The following is an 18,004-nucleotide window of genomic DNA, read 5'->3' as shown; positions in this document are numbered from 1 at the left end:
GTCCTGCACTGGGGAATGCAGCGGGGCGCCGGCGTGCTGGTCACCGCCGACGCGGACGTCGCCACCGTCGGCGCCGAGGTGACCGTCGGGTTCTGGCCGCTGCGGGCGCCCTGCCGGGTGGTCTACGTGCTGGACGAGACCGATCGGCGCGGGTTCGCCTACGGCACCCTGCCCGGGCATCCGGAGACCGGTGAGGAGCTGTTCGCGGTGCGCTACGACCCGACCGACGGCACGGTGCACGCGGAGGTGACGGCGTTCGCCCGCCATGCCACCTGGTGGAGCAAGCTCGGCGGGCCGGTCACCCGGCTGGCGCAGCGGGTTATCACCCGCCGCTATCTGAAGGCTGTCTAGGCGCGATCCGGGGACGAGCGGCTATGCGCGGGGAAACCGATCGCGCAGGTGGTTGACCAGCGTGGTCGCCCACACCGCCGAATCGGTCCCACACGCCCGGACATCGACGACGACATTCGACTTGGCGGCGACGCCATGCCAGCACGGAGGTCCGGACTGCGGCGAGCTGCTCGCGCCGACGATCGCCCCGTCGGTCTCGACGACCTCATCGATCCGGTAGCGCTGCGCGACGTCCCCCACGCCGAGCACCAGGTCCGAACCGACACATCCCGACCACGCCGTTCGGGTCGCGACGAGGTAGTCCCATGCCGCACTCGGCGACCGGAACTCGAGCACGCTTTCGTCGACGGTGGACTTCTGGTCCGGGGCGACAAGCCGACGGCCGAAGCGGTTCTCGAATCCCTCGGATTCGGGGATCGGCACGGCCGCCGTATCGACCGCCCCCGCGCAGCGGGACGAATCGGGACTGCGGGCCGCCGGCCCCTGCTTGTAGTCTTCGCCTGCATCCCACGCCGCCCCGAGCCGTTCCCCGGTCTCGGTAACGCTGGGCAACATGGCTTGCACCGCGACACCTGAGGCCGTCGGCACGACTTCCGGGCAGGGCCAGTACCGACGGACGTTGTCACCGTTGCCGACCCGCTCGGGTGCATCCTTGATGGTGCGCAGCGTGATTCGGTGTGTGGCGTCGGCGTCGACGATGATGGCGTAGCCGAACTGCGGCCGCCAGTTGGCCGGTATCAGCACCCAGGAGTCACCGCGGACCGCGAACGGGCGCAGGCACTCGTAGCGGAACGTCTCTCCCTGCGGGGAGGCGGCATCCGTGAGCTTGTGCGCCACCACCAGTTCCTTCGGCAGGAACAGCCGGTCGGACGTATCGAGGATGACGGTCGACTCCCTGGACCAGAGATTTCCCGCAGCGTTGATCCCATCGACCTCTCCGGCTTTGGTGGCGAAGAGGTTGGTGGACCAGAACAAGGCGAGCACCAGGACCGCAACCGACAGTGCGACAAGCGCGCGGTCCGCGAGCGTGACAGCGGCGCGCTCGTGCTTCGGCTTCGCGAGTCGCCACACCCAGCCGGACATCATCACCAGGCACGCTCCGACTGCGAGGGTCACCGGCGTCAGCCAGACCTGCCCATCCGGGGCCCACGCCGGACGGAGTACACCGATCACGCCTCGCAGCAGCGTGCCGGCCGCCACCACCACGAGAATCCGCGCCACGGTTCGCAGCGCCGAGGCGCGCTGCCCGGATTCGGCGATACGCGCGAGGTATACGCACAACCCGAGCACGGCGGTGCCGGCCAGCAGCGTCACCAGGGCGGCAACGAAGAGCACTCCCGTGCTTCTCGCCACGTAATCGTTGGTGGTGAAACCCACTGCGTCGGTGTCGATACCCAGATAGCCGAACATCTTTCGGGTGGCGGTGTAGCCGAAGTAGTAGCACAGGCCCGTCACCAGGGTGGTGGGTGCGATCACGAGGCCGATGACGCCGATCCACTTGTGTACCGACGGCGCAAGCGGATCCGCGTTGTCAGCCATCGGCAGGAGGTGTGGGCACGGTGCCGATGTCCGGTTCGGGGCTCACCGTGGTCGTGGTCGGGGTGGTGGTGGTCGGGGTGCCGATGAACGATGTCGTCGTGGGGATCGGCGCCGACGTGGTGGACGGCTCGACGTAGGTGGTGTCCAGCGTGGGCGGGACCGACGACGGAGCCACGAAGGCGGTGGTGGTGGTCGGGACCGCACCAGACGTGGTCGACGGTGTCACGTAGTCGACGTCGGCCGTACCGCTCGCGGTGGCGTCGGCCGACGTCGTGAACGATGTCGAGACAGTCAGCGTCGACACCGTGATCGTGGTTATTTGGCTGCCGACCTCGTCGTCGGTGCATGCGGTCGCCAATGCCGCGACTGCCACGGCCAGTCCACCCAGTATCGGCAGGCCCGCAGACACCCATCCATGTGGGCGGGGCGTCAGTGTCATGGCGTGCTCCTGATCATCGATCCGGAGCTTCAGCGTGCGTTGTGAGTACACGCCGGGATTGAGTAGTCGGCTACTCGAATGTGGCGCGGGACCGACGATTCGACCGGTTCGTCACCCGGCGCCCGCCGAGAAGTCCAGCACCAGCCCGCCGAATATGCGGAGTAGCGTCCCCTCGTCGAATGGGTCTACTTGCTGCTCTGCAGCAACCGCGCCACGTTCGCCTTCAGCTCGTCGGTGCCGAAGGTGAGTTCCTCTGCGGTGGTGGCGTAATCGAGGGTCATCATCACCTGGCGCTCGAGCTGAATGTTGAGGATGCGCTTGGTCGACTCGACGGCCTTCTGCGGCAGATCGAGGATCTTCTTCGCCGCCGCGATCGCCTCGGCCAGTGGATCGGCGACCACATGGTTGGCCAGACCCAACTCCACGGCCTTCGCCGCCGGGATGCGCGCCCCGGTCAGTGCGTACTCCTTGGCCTGCAGGATGCTCATCTGCATGGGCCAGATCAGCGGTCCGCCGTCCGCGGCCACCAGACCGACCTGCACGTGCGGGTCGGCCAGGAACGCCTTCTCCGCCATGTAGACGATGTCGCTCAGCGCCACCACGCTGCAGCCCAGGCCGACCGCGGGTCCGTTGACGGCGGCGATCACCGGAATCCGGCAGCGTGCCATGCCGATCACGATCTCGCGGCCATCGGCGATCGTCTTGGCCCGCAGGTCGGCGTCCTCGCTGATCTGCTTGATGTAGTTGAAGTCACCGCCGGCCGAAAACGCCTTGCCTGCACCGGTGATCACCGCGGCGCGTGCCGTCCGGTCCAGGCTCAGCCTGCTCCACAGCCGGGCCAGGCCCACATGCAGATCGTCGTTGACGGCGTTGAGTTCCTCGGGCCGGTTCAGCGTGATGATGCGCAGCGGGCCGTCGGCCTCGACCTGGATCTCCTTGGGCATGTCGTACATGTCAAACCGCCATTCTGAGGATTCGGCCCGCGATGATGTTCTTCTGGATCTGCGAGGTGCCGCCCATGACACTCTGCGAGCGGCTGTAGAGGTAGGTGTTGAACAGGTCGGCGTCGGTGGTTCCGGTCTGGGCGAGCACGGCGTGGCCCACCGACTGTTCGACCCAGGTCATCAGCAGCTTGTCGATGGAGCCCTCCGGCCCGTGCGAGATGCCGTCGAGTTGCTCGGATAACCGGCGCCGCACATGCTGGCGCAACACCTGTACCTGCACGGTGGCCCAGGCGAGTTCGTCGCTGGTGGCCGCAGCGCTCTTGCGGGCCAGCTGGTTGACGGTCTTCTCGTAGCGGGCCGCGTATCCCAGCGTGGACGGTTCGCGTTCGTGACCGACCACCGTCATCGCCAGCGCCCAGCCGTCGCCCGGGTTTCCGACCATCTGACTGGCGGGCACCCGCGCTCCGTCGAACAGCACCTGGCCGAATTCGTTGCTCACACCGTTGATCATCTTCAGCGGGCGCTGCTCGATCCCCGGTTGGTGCATGTTGACCAGGAACGCCGAAATACCCTTGTGCCGCTTCACATCCTTGTCGGTGCGGGCCAGTAGCAGACACCAGTCGGCGACATCGGAGTAGCTGGTCCAGATCTTGTGCCCGTTGATCACGTACTCGTCGCCGTCGAGGGTGGCGGTGGTGGTCAGTGAGGCCAGATCGGAGCCGGCGCCGGGTTCGGAGAAGCCCTGGCACCACCGTTCGGTGCCGTCGATCATGCCGGGCAGGAAGCGCTGCTGCACCTCCTTGCTGGCGTGGCGTCCCAGTCCGGTCACCAGATAGCCCAGGCTGGGCCGCGGCGGGGCACCGACCCGGGCCAGTTCCTCGTCGACGATGACGTCATACACCGGCGGCAGTTCAAGTCCGCCGAATTCCTTGGGCCAGGTGGCACCGAAAAACCCTGCCGCGTGTAGGGATTGGTGCCACTCCCCCTGTCGGGCCCAATACTCCTCGGTGGATTTCGGGAAGTTGGGTGCCTGCTCGGTCAGCCAGGCACGCAACCGTTCCCGGAAGGCCAGTTCCTGTTCGGAGTCACGAAAGTCCAACGGAGATCTCCTTCAACGACACCGGCCACAGCCCGGTGGACACCAATACCCGCCGCAGGTAGACATGGGCCGCGCACTCCCAGGTGTTGCCGATACCGCCGTGCACCTGGATCGACGTCTCACAGATGGTGTGCGCGGATTTTGCGCAGTACACCTTGGCGACGCGGGCGGCTTCCAGCGCGACGCCGGGCTCCTCCTCGTCGACCGCCCACGCGGCGTACCGCAGGATGCTCACCGAGCCCTCGATGAGCACCAGGCTCTCGGCGAGCAGGTGTGCCACGGCCTGGTAGGAACCGATGGCCTTGCCGTACTGCTCGCGCATCTTGGCGTAGTCGCAGGCCAGGTCGAACGCCCCGCGCGCCGCGCCCAGGATGTCGGCCGCGGTCACCACCTGCGCCAGCGCCTGCGCGCGCTGCACCTTCTCGTCGTCAAGTGCGCCGGCCGCGGCGACGTCACCGGCCACCGCCGCCTGCCAGCGGGTCAGATCCACGCCCGGGGCGGCCTCGCCGAGCGGGACCGTGCCGACGGCAGCGCCGTCGAGCACCACGCCCTCGGTCAGTCCTCGGGCATCGCGCGCGATCCCGCCGACGACGATCGTGGCCCCGGCCTGCCCCAGGTCGTCGGCCAGTACCGGCCCGAGAAACGGCACATCGACCAGTCCGCGGCCGAACTCCTCGGCGACCAGCGCCACCTCCACACCGGAGGCGCCGTCGGAGCGCAGCGAGCGCCAGCCGGTGGCCGCCACCGTCTTCTCCAGCCGGGCGACACGGTCGCCGTCGTCCAATTCGCCGACAGCTCCCGGACCGAGATCATCGGCCAGTTTTGCGGCCGCGTCCCGCAATTGTTGCTGCTCACTGGTCAGCCGAACATCCATGAGAGGAGCCTATCCTTTCTGGAGAATCCGATTCTCATCAGGCCAGAACTTTACTATCACATGGACGATTGTCACAGCCCGCCGGCCAGCGCCCACGCTCGTTCGGCCAGGCCGCGGTAGCGGTCCCGGAACAGATCGGTGCCGGCCCGTGCGTCGGAGGCGTTGCCGTCCAGCCCGCGCCGCCACACCCCGGCCACGATCGACGCCAGCCGGAACATCGAGAACACGACAAAGATGGGCAGATCATCCGGCATGTCCCGGCCGGCCTCCCGGCAGTATTCGGCCACGAATTCCGACTCCCCGGGGATCCCGGTGCCGGCCAGATCCTCACCGGCCACTCCCATCAATGGGTCGGCGTCACCGGACAGGTGGTAGGTCATCGTGGCATAACCCAGGTCGGCCAGCGGGTGCCCGATGGTCGCCAACTCCCAGTCCAGTACCGCGACGATGCGCGGCTCGGTGGGGTGCAGCAGCACATTGCCCAGCCGGTAGTCACCGTGCGCGATGCGCGCCTCGTCCCCGTCGGGCAGGTGGGCGGGCAGCCATGCTGCCAGCCGGTCCATCTCGGCGCATTCCTCGACCTTGGCGGCTTCCCACTGCCGGGTCCACAGCGCAACCTGGCGGGCGAGGTAGCCGTCGGGCCGCCCGAAATCGGTGAGTCCGGCGGCCCGCCAGTCCACCGTGTGCAGGCGGGCCAGCACCCGGGCCAGGTCGCGGTAGACCGCGGCCCGATCCTCCGGGGTGCCGTCCCGCAGTACCCGGTCGGGAAAGATCCTGCCCGCTACGTGGTCCATCACGAAGAACGGCGTGCCCAGCACCGACTCGTCCTCGCACATGGCCCGCATCCGGGGCACCGGCACCTCACTGTCGGCCAGTGCCGACATCACCCGGTACTCCCTGCCGACATCGTGTGCACGCGGCAGCAGGGTGCCCGGCGGCTTCTTGCGCAGCACGAATTCCCCTGCAGGGCTGTGCAGATGAAAGGTCGGGTTGCTCTGGCCACCCTGGAACTGCCGGATCTGCAGCGGCCCGTCGATACCGTGCGCCCGCAGATATCGCAGCAGGGCCGTCTCGTCGAAGCGGTGCTGGGGCAGGACATCAACGAGTTCGGGTACACCGGACATCTCGGCAGCGTCTCACATCCGTTAACCCGGCCGACGCTCATTGCGCGCGCGATGTGCACGAACCCCTGACAGACTTCTGTCCATGACCGATCTCGTCGCGCCCTCCCCCGCCGCCGAACGCGCCCGCACCGGGTTGTCCTCCGACGCCCTGCGCCGCGCGATCATCGACCACATCCGCTATTCGATCGGCAGGCCCGCCGCCGCGCTGCGGCCCGAGCATTACTACCGCGCGCTGGCGCTGGCCGTGCGGGACCGCATGCAGGACAACCGGGTTGCCTCCACGCAGACCTCGCTGGACCTGGGCAGCAAGATCACCTGCTATCTGTCCGCAGAATTTCTGATGGGACCGCAGCTGGGTGCCAACCTGCTCAACCTCGGCATCGAGGACGCCGCCCGCGCGGCCCTGGCCGAGCTCGGCCAGGACATCGAGGAGATCCTGGCCTGCGAGGAGGAGCCCGGCCTGGGCAACGGCGGTCTCGGCCGGCTCGCGGCGTGCTACCTGGACTCGCTGGCCACCCTGGAGCGGCCGGCCATCGGCTACGGCATCCGCTATGAGTTTGGCATCTTCGACCAGGAGATTCACGAGGGCTGGCAGGTCGAGAAGACCGACAACTGGCTCGACGCCGGAAATCCCTGGGAGATCGCCAAACCAGATGTGAGCTACCTGGTGAACTGGGAGGGCCACACCGAGCACTACCTCGATGACGCCGGTGTGGGCCGGATCCGCTGGGTTCCCGGCCGGGTCGTCAAGGGTGTCGCCTATGACACCCCGATCCAGGGCTACGGCGTCAAGACCTGCAATGTGTTGACGCTGTGGAGCGCGCGGGCGGTCCAGGAGTTCGCGCTGGACGCCTTCAACACCGGCGACTACTACAAGGCCGTCGAGGAGGAGGTCAGCGCCGAGACCGTCACCAAGGTGCTGTACCCCAACGATGAACCCGAGGCCGGCAAACGGCTGCGCCTGCTGCAGCAATTCTTCTTCGTGTCCTGCTCGCTGCAGCACATCCTGCACATCGTGGATGACCTGGCCGACCTGTCCATCTACGAGCTGCCCGAGCGATTCGCCATCCAGCTCAACGACACTCACCCCTCGATCGGTGTCGCCGAGCTGATGCGCCTGCTCGTCGACGAGCGGCGGCTGGAGTGGAACGAGGCCTGGGACATCACCGTGGCCACCTTCGGGTACACCAACCACACCCTGCTGCCGGAGGCCCTGGAGAAGTGGTCGCTGGCGCTGTTCCGGGAGTCGCTGCCGCGGCACCTCGAAATCATCTACGAGATCAACAGCCGATTCCTCGATGAGGTCCGGGCACACTTCCCCGGTGACGTCGAGCGGGTCCGCCGGATGTCGCTCATCGGTGAGGAGGGCGGCCAGACCGTCCGGATGGCACACCTGGCCACCGTCGGCAGCCACGCCATCAACGKGGTGGCCGCCCTGCACTCCGAGCTGCTCAAGGAAAGCGTGCTCAAGGACTTCTACGAGCTGTGGCCCGAGCGCTTCTCCAACAAGACCAACGGGGTCACGCCCCGGCGGTTCGTCGCGCTGTCGAACCCCGGTCTGCGCCAATTGCTGGACCGCCGGATCGGTGACGGGTGGCTGACGCACCTGGACCGGTTGCGCGGGCTGGAGGCCTTCATCGAGGATGACGCGTTCCGGCAGGAATGGCGAGATGTGAAGCGGGCCAACAAGGCCCGGCTGGCCGAGTTCGTCCTCGCCGAGACCGGTGTGGAACTCGACCCGACCTGGCTGTTCGACATCCAGGTCAAACGGATCCACGAGTACAAACGCCAGCATCTCAACGTGCTGAACATCGTGACGCAGTACCTGCGCATCAAGAACAACCCGGGTATCGACATGGCGCCGCGGGCGTTCATCTTCGGCGGTAAGGCCGCCCCCGGCTATTTCCTGGCCAAACGCATCATCAAGCTGATCACCGCGGTCGGCGACATGATCAACTTCGACCCCGAGGTCAACCAGTACATGAAGGTGGTGTTCCTGCCGAACTTCAATGTGCAGAACGCGCACCTGATCTACCCCGCGGCCAACCTGTCCGAACAGATCTCCACCGCGGGCAAGGAAGCCTCCGGCACGGGCAACATGAAGTTCATGATGAACGGTGCGCTCACCATCGGCACCCTGGACGGCGCGAATGTCGAGATCCGCGAGGAGGCGGGCGAAGAGAACTTCTTCCTGTTCGGACTCACCGTCGACGAAGTCGAGGCGCTCAAGCGGGGCGGCTACCGCCCGGCCGAGTATGTCGCCGCGAACCCGGAACTGCGTGCGGTACTCGATCTGATCGCCAGTGGCCACTTCTCGCACGGTGACGGCGAGGTGTTCCGCCCACTGGTCGACAACCTGATCTACGACGACCCGTTCCTGGTGCTCGCCGACTATGCGTCCTACATCGAATGCCAGGACCGGGTGAGTGCGGCCTGGCAGGATCGCGACGCCTGGTCGCGGATGTCCATCCTCAACGCCGCGCGCAGCGGCAAGTTCTCCTCCGACCGCGCCATCGAGCAGTACTGCGATGACATCTGGGGTGTTGGACCTGTTTCGGTGCATACCACGAATAACGGGTAGACCTGTAGGCATGACTGCATCGACTGAAGCCCCACCGCTCTCCGACGATGAAGTCACCCTGCTCGACGCGTACTGGCGGGCAGCCAACTATCTGTCGGTCGGCCAGATCTATCTGCTGGACAACCCGCTGCTGCGGCAACCGCTGATCGCCGAGCACGTCAAACCCAGACTGCTCGGGCACTGGGGCACCACACCGGGCCTCAATCTGCTCTACGCACACCTGAACCGGGTGATCACCCAGCGCGATGCCGACGTCATCTACGTCACCGGGCCGGGTCACGGCGGCCCGGGCCTGGTGGCCAATGCCTACCTGGAGGGCACCTACTCCGAGGTGTACACCGGAATCGGCGAGAACACCGCCGGCCTGCAGAAGCTGTTCCGCCAGTTCTCCTTTCCCGGCGGCATCCCCAGCCATGTGGCGCCGGAGACCCCGGGCTCCATCCATGAGGGCGGTGAACTCGGCTATGCACTGGTGCACGCCTACGGCGCCGCGTTCGACAACCCGGACCTGGTGGTCGCCGCCGTCGTCGGTGACGGGGAAGCCGAGACCGGCCCGCTGGCCGCGAGCTGGCATTCCAACAAGTTCCTCGACCCGGTGCGCGACGGCGCGGTGCTGCCGGTGCTGCACCTCAACGGCTACAAGATCGCCAACCCGACCGTGCTGGCCCGTATCCCGCAGGACGAGCTGGAATCGCTGATGCGTGGCTACGGCTACGTGCCGATCACCGTCGCCGGCGACGAACCCGCCGATGTGCACCGGCAACTGGCGGCCGCGCTCGATGACGCGTTCGACCAGATCGCCGCCATCCAGCGTGCCGCCCGCGAGGACGGGCAGACCGGCCGGCCACTGTGGCCGATGATCATCCTGCGCACCCCCAAGGGATGGACCGGTCCGCGCGAGGTGGACGGCAAGAAGGTGGAGGGCACCTGGCGATCCCATCAGGTACCACTCTCCGAGACCCGCACCAATGCAGCACATCTGGATGCACTCGGCACCTGGCTGGAAAGCTACCGGCCCCAGGAGCTGTTCGACGAGACCGGAGCGCTTCGCGCCGATCTGCGCGCGCTGGCGCCCGTCGGCACCCGGCGAATGAGCGCCAACCCGCACGCCAACGGCGGGGTGCTGCTGCGCGAGCTGGATCTGCCCCCGATCACCGACTACGCCGTCGAGGTGGAAAATCCGGCGGCCTCGGTCGACGAGGCCACCAAGGTGCTCGGCACCTTCCTGCGCGATGTGATCGCCCGCAACATCGACAACTTCCGGCTGATGGGTCCCGACGAGACGGCCTCCAATCGGCTCTCGGCGGTCTTCGAGGCCACCGACAAGGCTTGGCAGGCCGAGCAATCCGCGGATGACGAGCACCTGGCCCCGGACGGCCGGGTGATGGAGGTGCTCTCCGAGCATCTGTGCCAGGGCTGGCTGGAGGGGTACCTGCTCACCGGCAGGCACGGGTTCTTCAGCTGTTACGAGGCGTTCGTACACATCGTCGATTCCATGGCCAACCAACACGCGAAATGGCTGGCGACCACCAACACCCTCGACTGGCGACGGCCCATCGCGTCCCTGAATTATCTTCTGACGTCCCATGTCTGGCGCCAGGACCACAACGGCGCCTCGCACCAGGATCCCGGCTTCATCGACCACATCGCCAACAAGCGCCCCGAGGTGGTGCGGGTATATCTGCCACCGGATGCCAACAGCCTGCTGTCGGTGGCCGATCACTGCCTGCGCAGCCGCCAGTACATCAATGTCATCGTCGCCGGTAAGCAGYCCGCCCTGAATTACCTGAGCATGGATGAGGCCATTGCGCACTGCACGCGCGGAGCCGGCATCTGGGAGTGGGCGGGCTCAGAACACGACACCGGTGCCCCGGATGTGGTGTTGGCCTGCGCCGGCGATATCCCGACACTGGAAACCGTTGCCGCAGCCGATATCCTGCGGCGCCGACTGCCCGGCTTGTCGGTGCGCGTCGTCAACGTGGTGGACATCATGCGGTTGCAGCCGCAGACCGAGCACCCGCACGGGATGGCCGACCACGAATTCGACGCGCTGTTCACCACCGACAAACCGATCATCTTCGCCTATCACGGCTATCCGTGGCTCATCCACCGGCTGGCCTACCGGCACGCCAACCACAGCCAGCTGCACGTCCGCGGCTTCAAGGAGCGCGGCACCACCACCACGCCGTTCGACATGGTGATGCTCAACGACCTGGATCGGTTCCATCTCGTGATCGACGTCATCGACCGCGTGGACGGGCTGGGCAGCAACGCCGCGGGCCTGCGCCAGGAGATGGTCGACGCCCGGCTGGCCGCCCGGCGCTACACCAGGGAACACGGCGAGGACGATCCCGCCATCACCGGCTGGACCTGGGAGCGCCTCGACTAGAGGCTTCGATCCATGGGTCCGCCCGCACATCATGGGTACCGCGGGCTGCGGCTTCGGTCCGTGTGTCCCACGTCTGGGTGAGACCACTTTCACACTCACCGAGTTCGGCGTCCCCGTCGTCGCCGTGCTCACCGTCGCGGCGTCCTTCTTCACCGCACGCCGGCGCGGCGGGGTGCTCGTGCCCGTCGTCGCGTGGACGCTGATAACACTCGCTGCGGTCGTCCTGCACTTCGCATTCCGCTCACAAGCCGCCCGCAGGCAACTGATCACGCGTTTGCCGACGGCGACAGGCTCGGCTTTCCCCCACCGCACCGGTGTCCGCCAAACGGATGACCCCATCCGCGATTAACGTGCGCATACCGCACACACAGCGGTGTTCGCGGGATTGGTGCAAGGCCACAGGTACGGGTAACTATGGTGCTAGACATAGTTGCTGGCTCCGTGCGAACGAGCCGGCCGCCTGTCACCGCTTCTGACACTGAGGGGTTTCGTGGACCTGGAGGGCCTGATCGGCGGGGGGCTGAACCTCCTCGGCGGCGTCGCCAAGCGGGCTCCGCTCGCCGGCGACGTGCTGCCGCTGCTCGCCGACGCCGAACGCGCGGTGGTGCGGGTGATGCGCAGGCACCTCACCGATCTCGATCCGCCCGCCGCGGTGACTGCCGGGGACACCGAGCAGAGCGTCACTCCCAATCAGTTGCTCCGCACCCTGCTGGACCGCTCGATGTACACCAGCCCGGACAAGAGCCGCGACGCGCTTTACCTGGATCTGCTGGAGGCACTGGTGCCCGATGAGGCGCGCATCCTGGCCGCCCTCTCCGACGGCTCGGCCTACCCCGTCATCCACGTCGCCGAACCCGGTAGCGGTGGCAGCGCCGCCTACGCGCTGAAGAACGCCTCGACCGTGGGGCGTTCGGCCGGGGTGTCCCTGCCGCGGTACACCCCGCTGTACCTGACCCGGATGCTCGACCTCGGCCTGGTCCGGCTGGGTCCGGAGGCCACGTCCATGTACGACGAATACGAAATGTTGCTGACCGACTCGGTGGTGAACGTCGCTCTGGCCACCGCGCGACGCGGTGTCCGGTCCCCACGGGTGGTCCGGCGCACCGTTCGCATCAGCGATCTCGGTCAAGAGTTGTGGGAGGCAGCGAAATGAGCGACCTCTGGGAGAACGCGTTTTCCTATCCCCTGTGGGTGTACATCACCATTCCGCTCGGTGCGGCCTTCGTCGGGTGGATCACCAAGATCCTCGCGCTGAAGATGATGTTCTATCCGGTCGAATTCAAGGGCATCAAGCCCTATCTCGGCTGGCAGGGCCAGATACCCAAGCGGGCCCCGAAAATGGCTGCGGTCGCGGTGGATTCGCTGACCTCGGGGATCCTGAAACCCGAAGAACTGTTCGACAAGATCGATCCGGACGAGCTCGTCAACGAGCTCGGCGAGCCCCTGCGCGAGGCCGCCGAGGAACTCGTCAACGCCATGATGATGTCGTTCCAGCCGCAGGTCTGGCGAGCCACCCCCGATCAGGTCAAGGACCTCATCGTCAGCAATGTCGAGGGCCGCATCCCCGCGGCGGCACGCGGCATGTTCGAGGAGTTCCGCGGTCAGGTCGACCAGATCTTCGACATCAAGCACATGGTCGTGACCAACCTGGTGCGCGACAAGGCCACCCTCAACGCGGTTTTCGAGGACATCGGGCGCCCGGCATTCTCCTTCCTGATCAAATCCGGGCTCTACTTCGGGTTCATCATCGGCGTGGTGCAAATGCTCGTCTTCGGTGTCACCGGCTGGCACCTCGCGCTGCCGCTGTTCGGTCTGCTCACCGGTGGCCTCACCGACTGGGTTGCGCTGCAGATGATCTTCCGGCCGCTGGAACGCAAGAACATCTTCCTCGGCATCAAATGGCAGGGCGTGTTCCAGGCCCGCCGCAAGGAAGTGATCCGCGGCTACGCCGCACTGATGGCCCGGGAGATCTTCACCCCGAAAGCGATCATGGAGAGCCTGCTGACCGGCCCGATGTCGGACAAATTCTTCGACATCATCCAGGCCGAGATCGGCCGCACCATCGACAGCCAGATGGGCTTCGCTGGCCGGGTGGTCAACGTGCTCGGCGGCCGGCAGTACCAGGAGATGAAGGTCCAGATCGCCAACTCGATCATCGAGAAGCTCCCGGAAACCTCCTCCTACATCGAGGAATACGCGGCCAGCCGGCTCGACCTGGAGAACGTCATGGTCGAGAAGATGGACGGATTGGACTCGTTGTCCTACGAGAACCTGCTGCGGCCGGCCTTCAAGGATGACGAGTGGATCATCGTGGTACTGGGCGCCGCCCTCGGCTTCCTGTGCGGTGAGCTGCAGTCCCAGCTCATCCTGCTGCTGGCCGGCTGAGACCGGTCACGCCGGCCGGGCCCGCGCCGACGCCGGCGCCCCGGTCGGGAGCGGATATCCGGTGAAACGTTCCCGCAGGGTCGATTCGGTGTACTCGGTGCGGAACAGGCCGCGCTCCTGCAGGATCGGCACCACCTCGTCGACGAGGATCTCCAGCCCGTCCGGGAACACGTCGGGCATCAGGTTGAATCCGTCGGCAGCACCGGCCAGGAACCACTGCTCGATGGTGTCGGCGACATCGACGGGCGTGCCGACCACGACGCGGTGCCCGGCACCGCTGAACTCACGGATGGCCTCCCGCAGCGTCAGACCCCGGCTCTCGACCAGCCGGACCACCGACTCCCGGAACCCCAGCGAGGCACCGAACTTCGCCGGATCCCGCACCTCACCGAGCAGGTGCCCGGGCACCGGCCCGTCCAGGGCGTAGCCGGACAGATCCTCACCGAGCACCTGCGACAACCGCTCGATGTCGTGGCCCGCCGGCAACAGTGCGCTCTGCCGCTCGTAGCGCCGCTGTGCCTCGGCCGTGGTGCTGCCGATCGTGGTGATCAATCCCGGCAGGATCTTGACATCGCTGCGCCGGCGACCGGTGGCCACCGCGACATCCTTGACGTGGCGGTAGTGTTCCACGCCCGCCCCCAGGTCGAGCTCCGCACTGAACACCGCGTCGGCGGCACGGCCGGCCAGTTCGCGACCCTGCGGTGAGCCACCGGCCTGCACCAGCAACGGATATCCCTGCGGCGACTGCCCTTGCGGCAGCGAACCGACCACGGTGAAGAACTCACCCTGATGGTCGATTCCGCGGGCACCGGCGTCGGCGGCGTCCTGCCACAGTGCCCGCACCACATCCACGAACTCGGCGGCGCGCCGGTACCTGGTCGGCCGGTCCGGGTAGTCGGCCAGCCCGAAGTTGCCCCCGGCGGGCAGCGAGTAGGTGGTGACCACGTTCCAGGCGCACCGGCCCTGCGACAGCTGATCCAGCCCGAGCAGGCGGTGCGCGAGTTCCACCGGATCGTTGAAGGTCGACGACAACGTGCCGATCAGCCCGAGGTGCTCGGTCTCGGCCGCCACCGACGCCAGGATGACACTCGGTTCCAACGCCTGCGACGGCCGCAGCGCGGGATGCTCGCGCAACGCGGGACCGTCGGCCAGGAACAGTGCGTCGAGCAGCCCGCGTTCGGCGATCTTGGCCATCCGGACGTAGTAGCCCGGATCGGCGAACGCGGTGGGCGCTTCGCTGCTGAGTTGCCAGGAACCGGTGTGGATCCCGACATTGAGCACATTGACGTTGAGGATCAGGTTGTCGGTCAAGCCCATCAGTCTGCGCCCCATCACAATCGGCCGCCCGGGTTCGGAACGGCATCGAAAACAGCTGCGTGCCCGGACAGATCCGGACTGTCCGGGACCGGGAGACGCAGCCGCTGACGCAGCGTGCCCTCCCCCGGGCCACCGATCACACCGCGGCGCCGCGCCGCGGGTAACAGCCGGTCCAGCACATGGTCGAACACATGCGGAGCCACCCGCAGCAGCACACCCTGTGCCGCCGGGATACCGGCGATCCGGTCGAGCGTCGCCGCGACCGAGTGCAGTGCCCGCACCCTGATCACGACCGGGGTGCCGTCCGGTACCGGTTCGCGGTCCTCGACCACCACGAGGTCCGCCCCCGACGGTGCGACAGCGCCGCCCCGGGTGGCCTGACGCCAGATCGGCAGATCGCCCTGGACCGAACCCGGAACGTTCAGTGGTCCGGTGATCGCGTATCCACCGCGCACGTCGGCGCGCCGGATCTGCGTCACGTCGGCGAACACGCCCGCTGCCGTGTCGCCGAGCACGGATTCCAAAGGCCATGTCCGCCAGAGCGTCCGGACGGCCTGTACCGCGTCGTCGGTGTGCGTGGCATCGAGGGCGGCGCCCGTCCAGGTGTCGCTGGCGGCGTTGAGGGCGATGCTGTGATCGAAATCGAGTGCCAGCCAGCCGACCCGGCCCTGGGCGGCGTGGTCCACCGATATCAGCCGGCGGGCCAGGTTGTAGGGATGGTCGCGGTGTCCCGCCGCCGACACCACCAGGCCCAGCCGGGTGCTGTGCCGGGCCGCGATCGTCGCGACGAGCGACGGATCCAGAGTCACCGTGCCGGCGTGGGTCGACTCACCCCGTTCGGCACCGATCACCCAGTAGCCCACCCCCGCGGACTCCAGTCGCCGGGCCAGCCCGGCAATTCCGTGGGCCGGCGCTTCGGCTCCCACCCTGCGGTCGGCGACCCCGTCGCCGACCACCTCCACCCCGACCGATAGTGCGACAGCCATGCCTTCGACGCTACGTCGCGACGTGGTTCAGACAACGGTTGCGCTCACGGCAACTCCAAATGCATGACGGGTCAATGCGTGCTCGGACAACAGTTAAGTACAGGTGAAGTGTCGGCTTAATGTTCCTTACGGGCCGAATGGTGGTCACCGGGCTGCGGGCGGCATAACTTCCTCAGGGTGTTGAACACAACGCTGCACCGCATCGCACAGTCGATCGTGGTGATCGTGCTGGCCTACACGGCAGTGTTTTTCGTGCTGAACGTGCTTCCAGGCGACCCGATCGAGCAACAGATATCCAATCCGGAGAACCCCATCTCCGAAGAGGACGCGCAGGTCCTGCGGGACTACTACCGTCTCAGTGAACCGGCGATCGTCCAGTTCGGTGTGTCGGTACAGCGTTTGTTCACAGGCGATCTCGGCTATTCGCTCAACAGCGGCCAGCCGGTGTCCGAGCTGCTGGCCCACGCCCTGCCCTCCACGGCCGCGCTGGCCGGGGTGGCGTTCGTGCTCGCCGCCGCGCTCGGTCTGGCCATCGCGCTGGCAGCGGTCTTCGCACCGTGGCCCGCAGCACGCGAAGTGGCCCGCTCGATTCCGCCGGCGTTCTTGTCGATCCCGGTGTTCGTCACCGGCCTCATTGCCCTACAGCTTTTCTCGTTCAGTCTCGGCTGGGTGTCGGCGGTCCGCGACGAGGGGTTCAGTTCGACACTGCTGGCCGCGATACCGCTGGCCCTGCCGGTGGCCGCACCGATAGCCCAGGTCCTGATACAGGGGTTGAGCAATGCCGCAGGACAACCCTACGTCGAGGTGCTGCGGGCAAAAGGGCTGAGCGAGAACCGGATCGTCTTCGGCCATCTGCTGAAGAACGGATCGATTCCCACCCTCACCATCGTGGCGATCACGGTCGGGGAACTGCTCGCGGGCTCGGTCATCACCGAGACGATCTTCAACCGCACCGGGATCGGCTACCTCACCGAGACCGCGGTCCGCAATCAGGACACTCCCATCATCCAGGCGGTCGTCATCACCGTGTCGGTGACGTTCGTCCTGATCAACCTCATCGTCGATGTGCTCTATCCGCTGATCGACCCGCGCATCGGCACGGCAACCAAGAGCCAGGTGGTACCGGCATGACCGTCGTCGAAGCGCTGCCCGCACCGCAGACCTCCCGCATTCCGCAGCGGCTGCGCCTGAGTGTGTGGGATGTCCCGCCGATCCTGTTCCTGCTGCTGGTCGCCGCGATGATCATCGCGCCGGGCACCATCGCGCCCTACGACCCGCTGCAGGAGAACCCGGCGCTGCCGCTGGCCGGGCCCACCCTGGCGCACCCGTTCGGCACCGACTACATCGGCCGCGACCTGCTCAGCAGAGTCATCGCGGGAACCGCCGCCACCATCGCCGGCTCGTTCATCGCGGTCATCATCGGGTTGCTGGCCGGAACGATCCTCGGCCTGCTCGCGGCGTACTTCGGCCGGGCCACCGACAGCATCATCAGCCGGATCATCGACGTGCTGCTGTCCATCCCCACCCTGCTGCTGTCCATCACCATCATCGTCGCGCTGGGGTTCGGCACCGTGAATGCCGCCATCGCCGTAGGGGTTTCCTCCATCGCGGTGTTCGCCCGGCTGGCCCGCTCCGAGGTACTCGCCACCCGCAACCTGCCCTTCGTCGAGGCCAGCGAACACCTCGGCGCCAGCCACCTGACGTTGCTGTTCCGTCACGTGTTGCCCAACTCCTACTCCGCGGTGCTGTCGCTGGCGGCCCTGCAGTTCGGGACCGCCATCCTGGCCATCGCGTCGCTGAGCTTCCTCGGTTACGGCGCGCAGCCGCCGGATCCCGAATGGGGACTGCTGATCTCCGAGGGCCGCAACTACATCAACTCTGCACCCGGCCTGGTCTACTTCCCGGCGGTGGCCATCGTGCTGACGGTGATGAGTCTGTCCCGGCTCGCCCAACTCATCCGAAAGAAGGTCGGTTGA

General features: G+C 66.9%; 16 protein-coding genes. 8 read left to right on the top strand and 8 right to left on the bottom strand.

Translation table 11 applies throughout. The features are described from left to right. Positions 1 to 351 (top strand): DUF1990 domain-containing protein (locus AC1DTF_RS05605; RefSeq protein ID WP_477473348.1); only part of this gene is annotated, 351 nt, incomplete at its 5' end. Between the two features lie 21 nt (positions 352 to 372). On the opposite strand, the gene AC1DTF_RS05600 is transcribed toward AC1DTF_RS05605, so the two are convergent. The 6 genes from AC1DTF_RS05600 to AC1DTF_RS05575 form a co-directional block, all read right to left on the bottom strand. Further along, positions 373 to 1,890 carry a sensor domain-containing protein gene (locus AC1DTF_RS05600; RefSeq protein WP_477473347.1) on the bottom strand — a complete coding sequence of 506 codons (1,518 nt, stop codon included), beginning with the start codon at positions 1,888 to 1,890 and terminating at the stop codon, positions 373 to 375. Beyond that, positions 1,883 to 2,329, bottom strand: coding sequence for a hypothetical protein (locus tag AC1DTF_RS05595; protein WP_477473346.1), 447 nt, complete (start codon positions 2,327 to 2,329; stop codon positions 1,883 to 1,885). The genes AC1DTF_RS05600 and AC1DTF_RS05595 overlap by 8 nt, the downstream gene beginning before the upstream one ends. Before the next feature lie 185 nt (positions 2,330 to 2,514). After that, positions 2,515 to 3,282 carry an enoyl-CoA hydratase/isomerase family protein gene (locus AC1DTF_RS05590; protein WP_057168955.1) on the bottom strand — a complete coding sequence of 256 codons (768 nt, stop codon included), beginning with the start codon at positions 3,280 to 3,282 and terminating at the stop codon, positions 2,515 to 2,517. Position 3,283: 1 nt separating this feature from the next. Then, positions 3,284 to 4,372: an acyl-CoA dehydrogenase family protein gene (locus tag AC1DTF_RS05585; protein WP_477473345.1), complete on the bottom strand. Its 1,089-nt coding sequence runs from the start codon at positions 4,370 to 4,372 to the stop codon at positions 3,284 to 3,286. Beyond that, positions 4,359 to 5,246, bottom strand: a complete 888-nt coding sequence (locus tag AC1DTF_RS05580) for an acyl-CoA dehydrogenase family protein (protein WP_477473344.1) — start codon at positions 5,244 to 5,246, stop codon at positions 4,359 to 4,361. The genes AC1DTF_RS05585 and AC1DTF_RS05580 overlap by 14 nt, the downstream gene beginning before the upstream one ends. 71 nt (positions 5,247 to 5,317) lie before the next feature. Further along, positions 5,318 to 6,370 (bottom strand): phosphotransferase family protein, encoded by a 1,053-nt coding sequence (locus AC1DTF_RS05575; RefSeq protein WP_477473343.1) that lies wholly within the window; start codon positions 6,368 to 6,370, stop codon positions 5,318 to 5,320. A gap of 82 nt (positions 6,371 to 6,452) precedes the next feature. Between AC1DTF_RS05575 and AC1DTF_RS05570 the strand changes: the two genes are divergently transcribed. From AC1DTF_RS05570 to AC1DTF_RS05550, 5 genes are all read left to right on the top strand, one after another. Then, the gene (locus AC1DTF_RS05570) at positions 6,453 to 8,951 is read left to right on the top strand and encodes a glycogen/starch/alpha-glucan phosphorylase (protein WP_477473342.1); all 2,499 of its coding nucleotides are present in this window, start codon (positions 6,453 to 6,455) and stop codon (positions 8,949 to 8,951) included. Between the two features lie 10 nt (positions 8,952 to 8,961). Next, complete coding sequence (locus AC1DTF_RS05565) at positions 8,962 to 11,340, top strand: phosphoketolase family protein (RefSeq protein ID WP_477473341.1); 2,379 nt, start codon at positions 8,962 to 8,964, stop codon at positions 11,338 to 11,340. Positions 11,341 to 11,371: 31 nt separating this feature from the next. Then, positions 11,372 to 11,689: a hypothetical protein gene (locus AC1DTF_RS05560; RefSeq protein ID WP_477473340.1), complete on the top strand. Its 318-nt coding sequence runs from the start codon at positions 11,372 to 11,374 to the stop codon at positions 11,687 to 11,689. Between the two features lie 141 nt (positions 11,690 to 11,830). After that, positions 11,831 to 12,493, top strand: a complete 663-nt coding sequence (locus AC1DTF_RS05555; RefSeq protein ID WP_477473339.1) for an Abi-alpha family protein — start codon at positions 11,831 to 11,833, stop codon at positions 12,491 to 12,493. Continuing rightward, on the top strand, positions 12,490 to 13,725 hold the full coding sequence (locus tag AC1DTF_RS05550; protein WP_057168947.1) for a DUF445 domain-containing protein: 1,236 nt from the start codon (positions 12,490 to 12,492) through the stop codon (positions 13,723 to 13,725). The genes AC1DTF_RS05555 and AC1DTF_RS05550 overlap by 4 nt, the downstream gene beginning before the upstream one ends. Positions 13,726 to 13,731: 6 nt before the next feature. Here AC1DTF_RS05550 and AC1DTF_RS05545 read toward each other — a convergent pair whose 3' ends face one another. Next, complete coding sequence (locus tag AC1DTF_RS05545) at positions 13,732 to 15,057, bottom strand: NtaA/DmoA family FMN-dependent monooxygenase (protein ID WP_477473338.1); 1,326 nt, start codon at positions 15,055 to 15,057, stop codon at positions 13,732 to 13,734. Then, positions 15,057 to 16,028: an LLM class oxidoreductase gene (locus AC1DTF_RS05540; protein WP_477473337.1), complete on the bottom strand. Its 972-nt coding sequence runs from the start codon at positions 16,026 to 16,028 to the stop codon at positions 15,057 to 15,059. The genes AC1DTF_RS05545 and AC1DTF_RS05540 overlap by 1 nt, the downstream gene beginning before the upstream one ends. A gap of 177 nt (positions 16,029 to 16,205) precedes the next feature. On the opposite strand from AC1DTF_RS05540, the gene AC1DTF_RS05535 reads away from it, so the two are divergent. Together AC1DTF_RS05535 and AC1DTF_RS05530 are read left to right on the top strand one after the other, a co-directional pair. Further along, positions 16,206 to 17,159 (top strand): ABC transporter permease, encoded by a 954-nt coding sequence (locus tag AC1DTF_RS05535; protein WP_235571371.1) that lies wholly within the window; start codon positions 16,206 to 16,208, stop codon positions 17,157 to 17,159. After that, positions 17,156 to 18,004: an ABC transporter permease gene (locus tag AC1DTF_RS05530; RefSeq protein WP_057168945.1), complete on the top strand. Its 849-nt coding sequence runs from the start codon at positions 17,156 to 17,158 to the stop codon at positions 18,002 to 18,004. Before AC1DTF_RS05535 ends, AC1DTF_RS05530 begins: the two co-directional genes overlap by 4 nt.

This window comes from Mycobacterium sp. P4_H6 (assembly GCF_056400845.1).
Note: the sequence above shows the minus strand (reverse complement) of the source record. Positions and strands in the feature narration are given on the sequence as shown.

Bases quoted from the DNA above. Each gene is read 5' to 3' on its own strand.
- AC1DTF_RS05600 (WP_477473347.1), bottom strand. From the start codon at position 1,890: ATGGCTGACAACGCGGATCCGCTTGCGCCGTCGGTACACAAGTGGATC.
- AC1DTF_RS05595 (WP_477473346.1), bottom strand. From the start codon at position 2,329: ATGACACTGACGCCCCGCCCACATGGATGGGTGTCTGCGGGCCTGCCG.
- AC1DTF_RS05590 (WP_057168955.1), bottom strand. From the start codon at position 3,282: ATGTACGACATGCCCAAGGAGATCCAGGTCGAGGCCGACGGCCCGCTG.
- AC1DTF_RS05580 (WP_477473344.1), bottom strand. From the start codon at position 5,246: ATGGATGTTCGGCTGACCAGTGAGCAGCAACAATTGCGGGACGCGGCC.
- AC1DTF_RS05575 (WP_477473343.1), bottom strand. From the start codon at position 6,370: ATGTCCGGTGTACCCGAACTCGTTGATGTCCTGCCCCAGCACCGCTTC.
- AC1DTF_RS05560 (WP_477473340.1), top strand. From the start codon at position 11,372: ATGGGTACCGCGGGCTGCGGCTTCGGTCCGTGTGTCCCACGTCTGGGT.
- AC1DTF_RS05550 (WP_057168947.1), top strand. From the start codon at position 12,490: ATGAGCGACCTCTGGGAGAACGCGTTTTCCTATCCCCTGTGGGTGTAC.
- AC1DTF_RS05545 (WP_477473338.1), bottom strand. From the start codon at position 15,057: ATGGGGCGCAGACTGATGGGCTTGACCGACAACCTGATCCTCAACGTC.
- AC1DTF_RS05540 (WP_477473337.1), bottom strand. From the start codon at position 16,028: ATGGCTGTCGCACTATCGGTCGGGGTGGAGGTGGTCGGCGACGGGGTC.
- AC1DTF_RS05530 (WP_057168945.1), top strand. From the start codon at position 17,156: ATGACCGTCGTCGAAGCGCTGCCCGCACCGCAGACCTCCCGCATTCCG.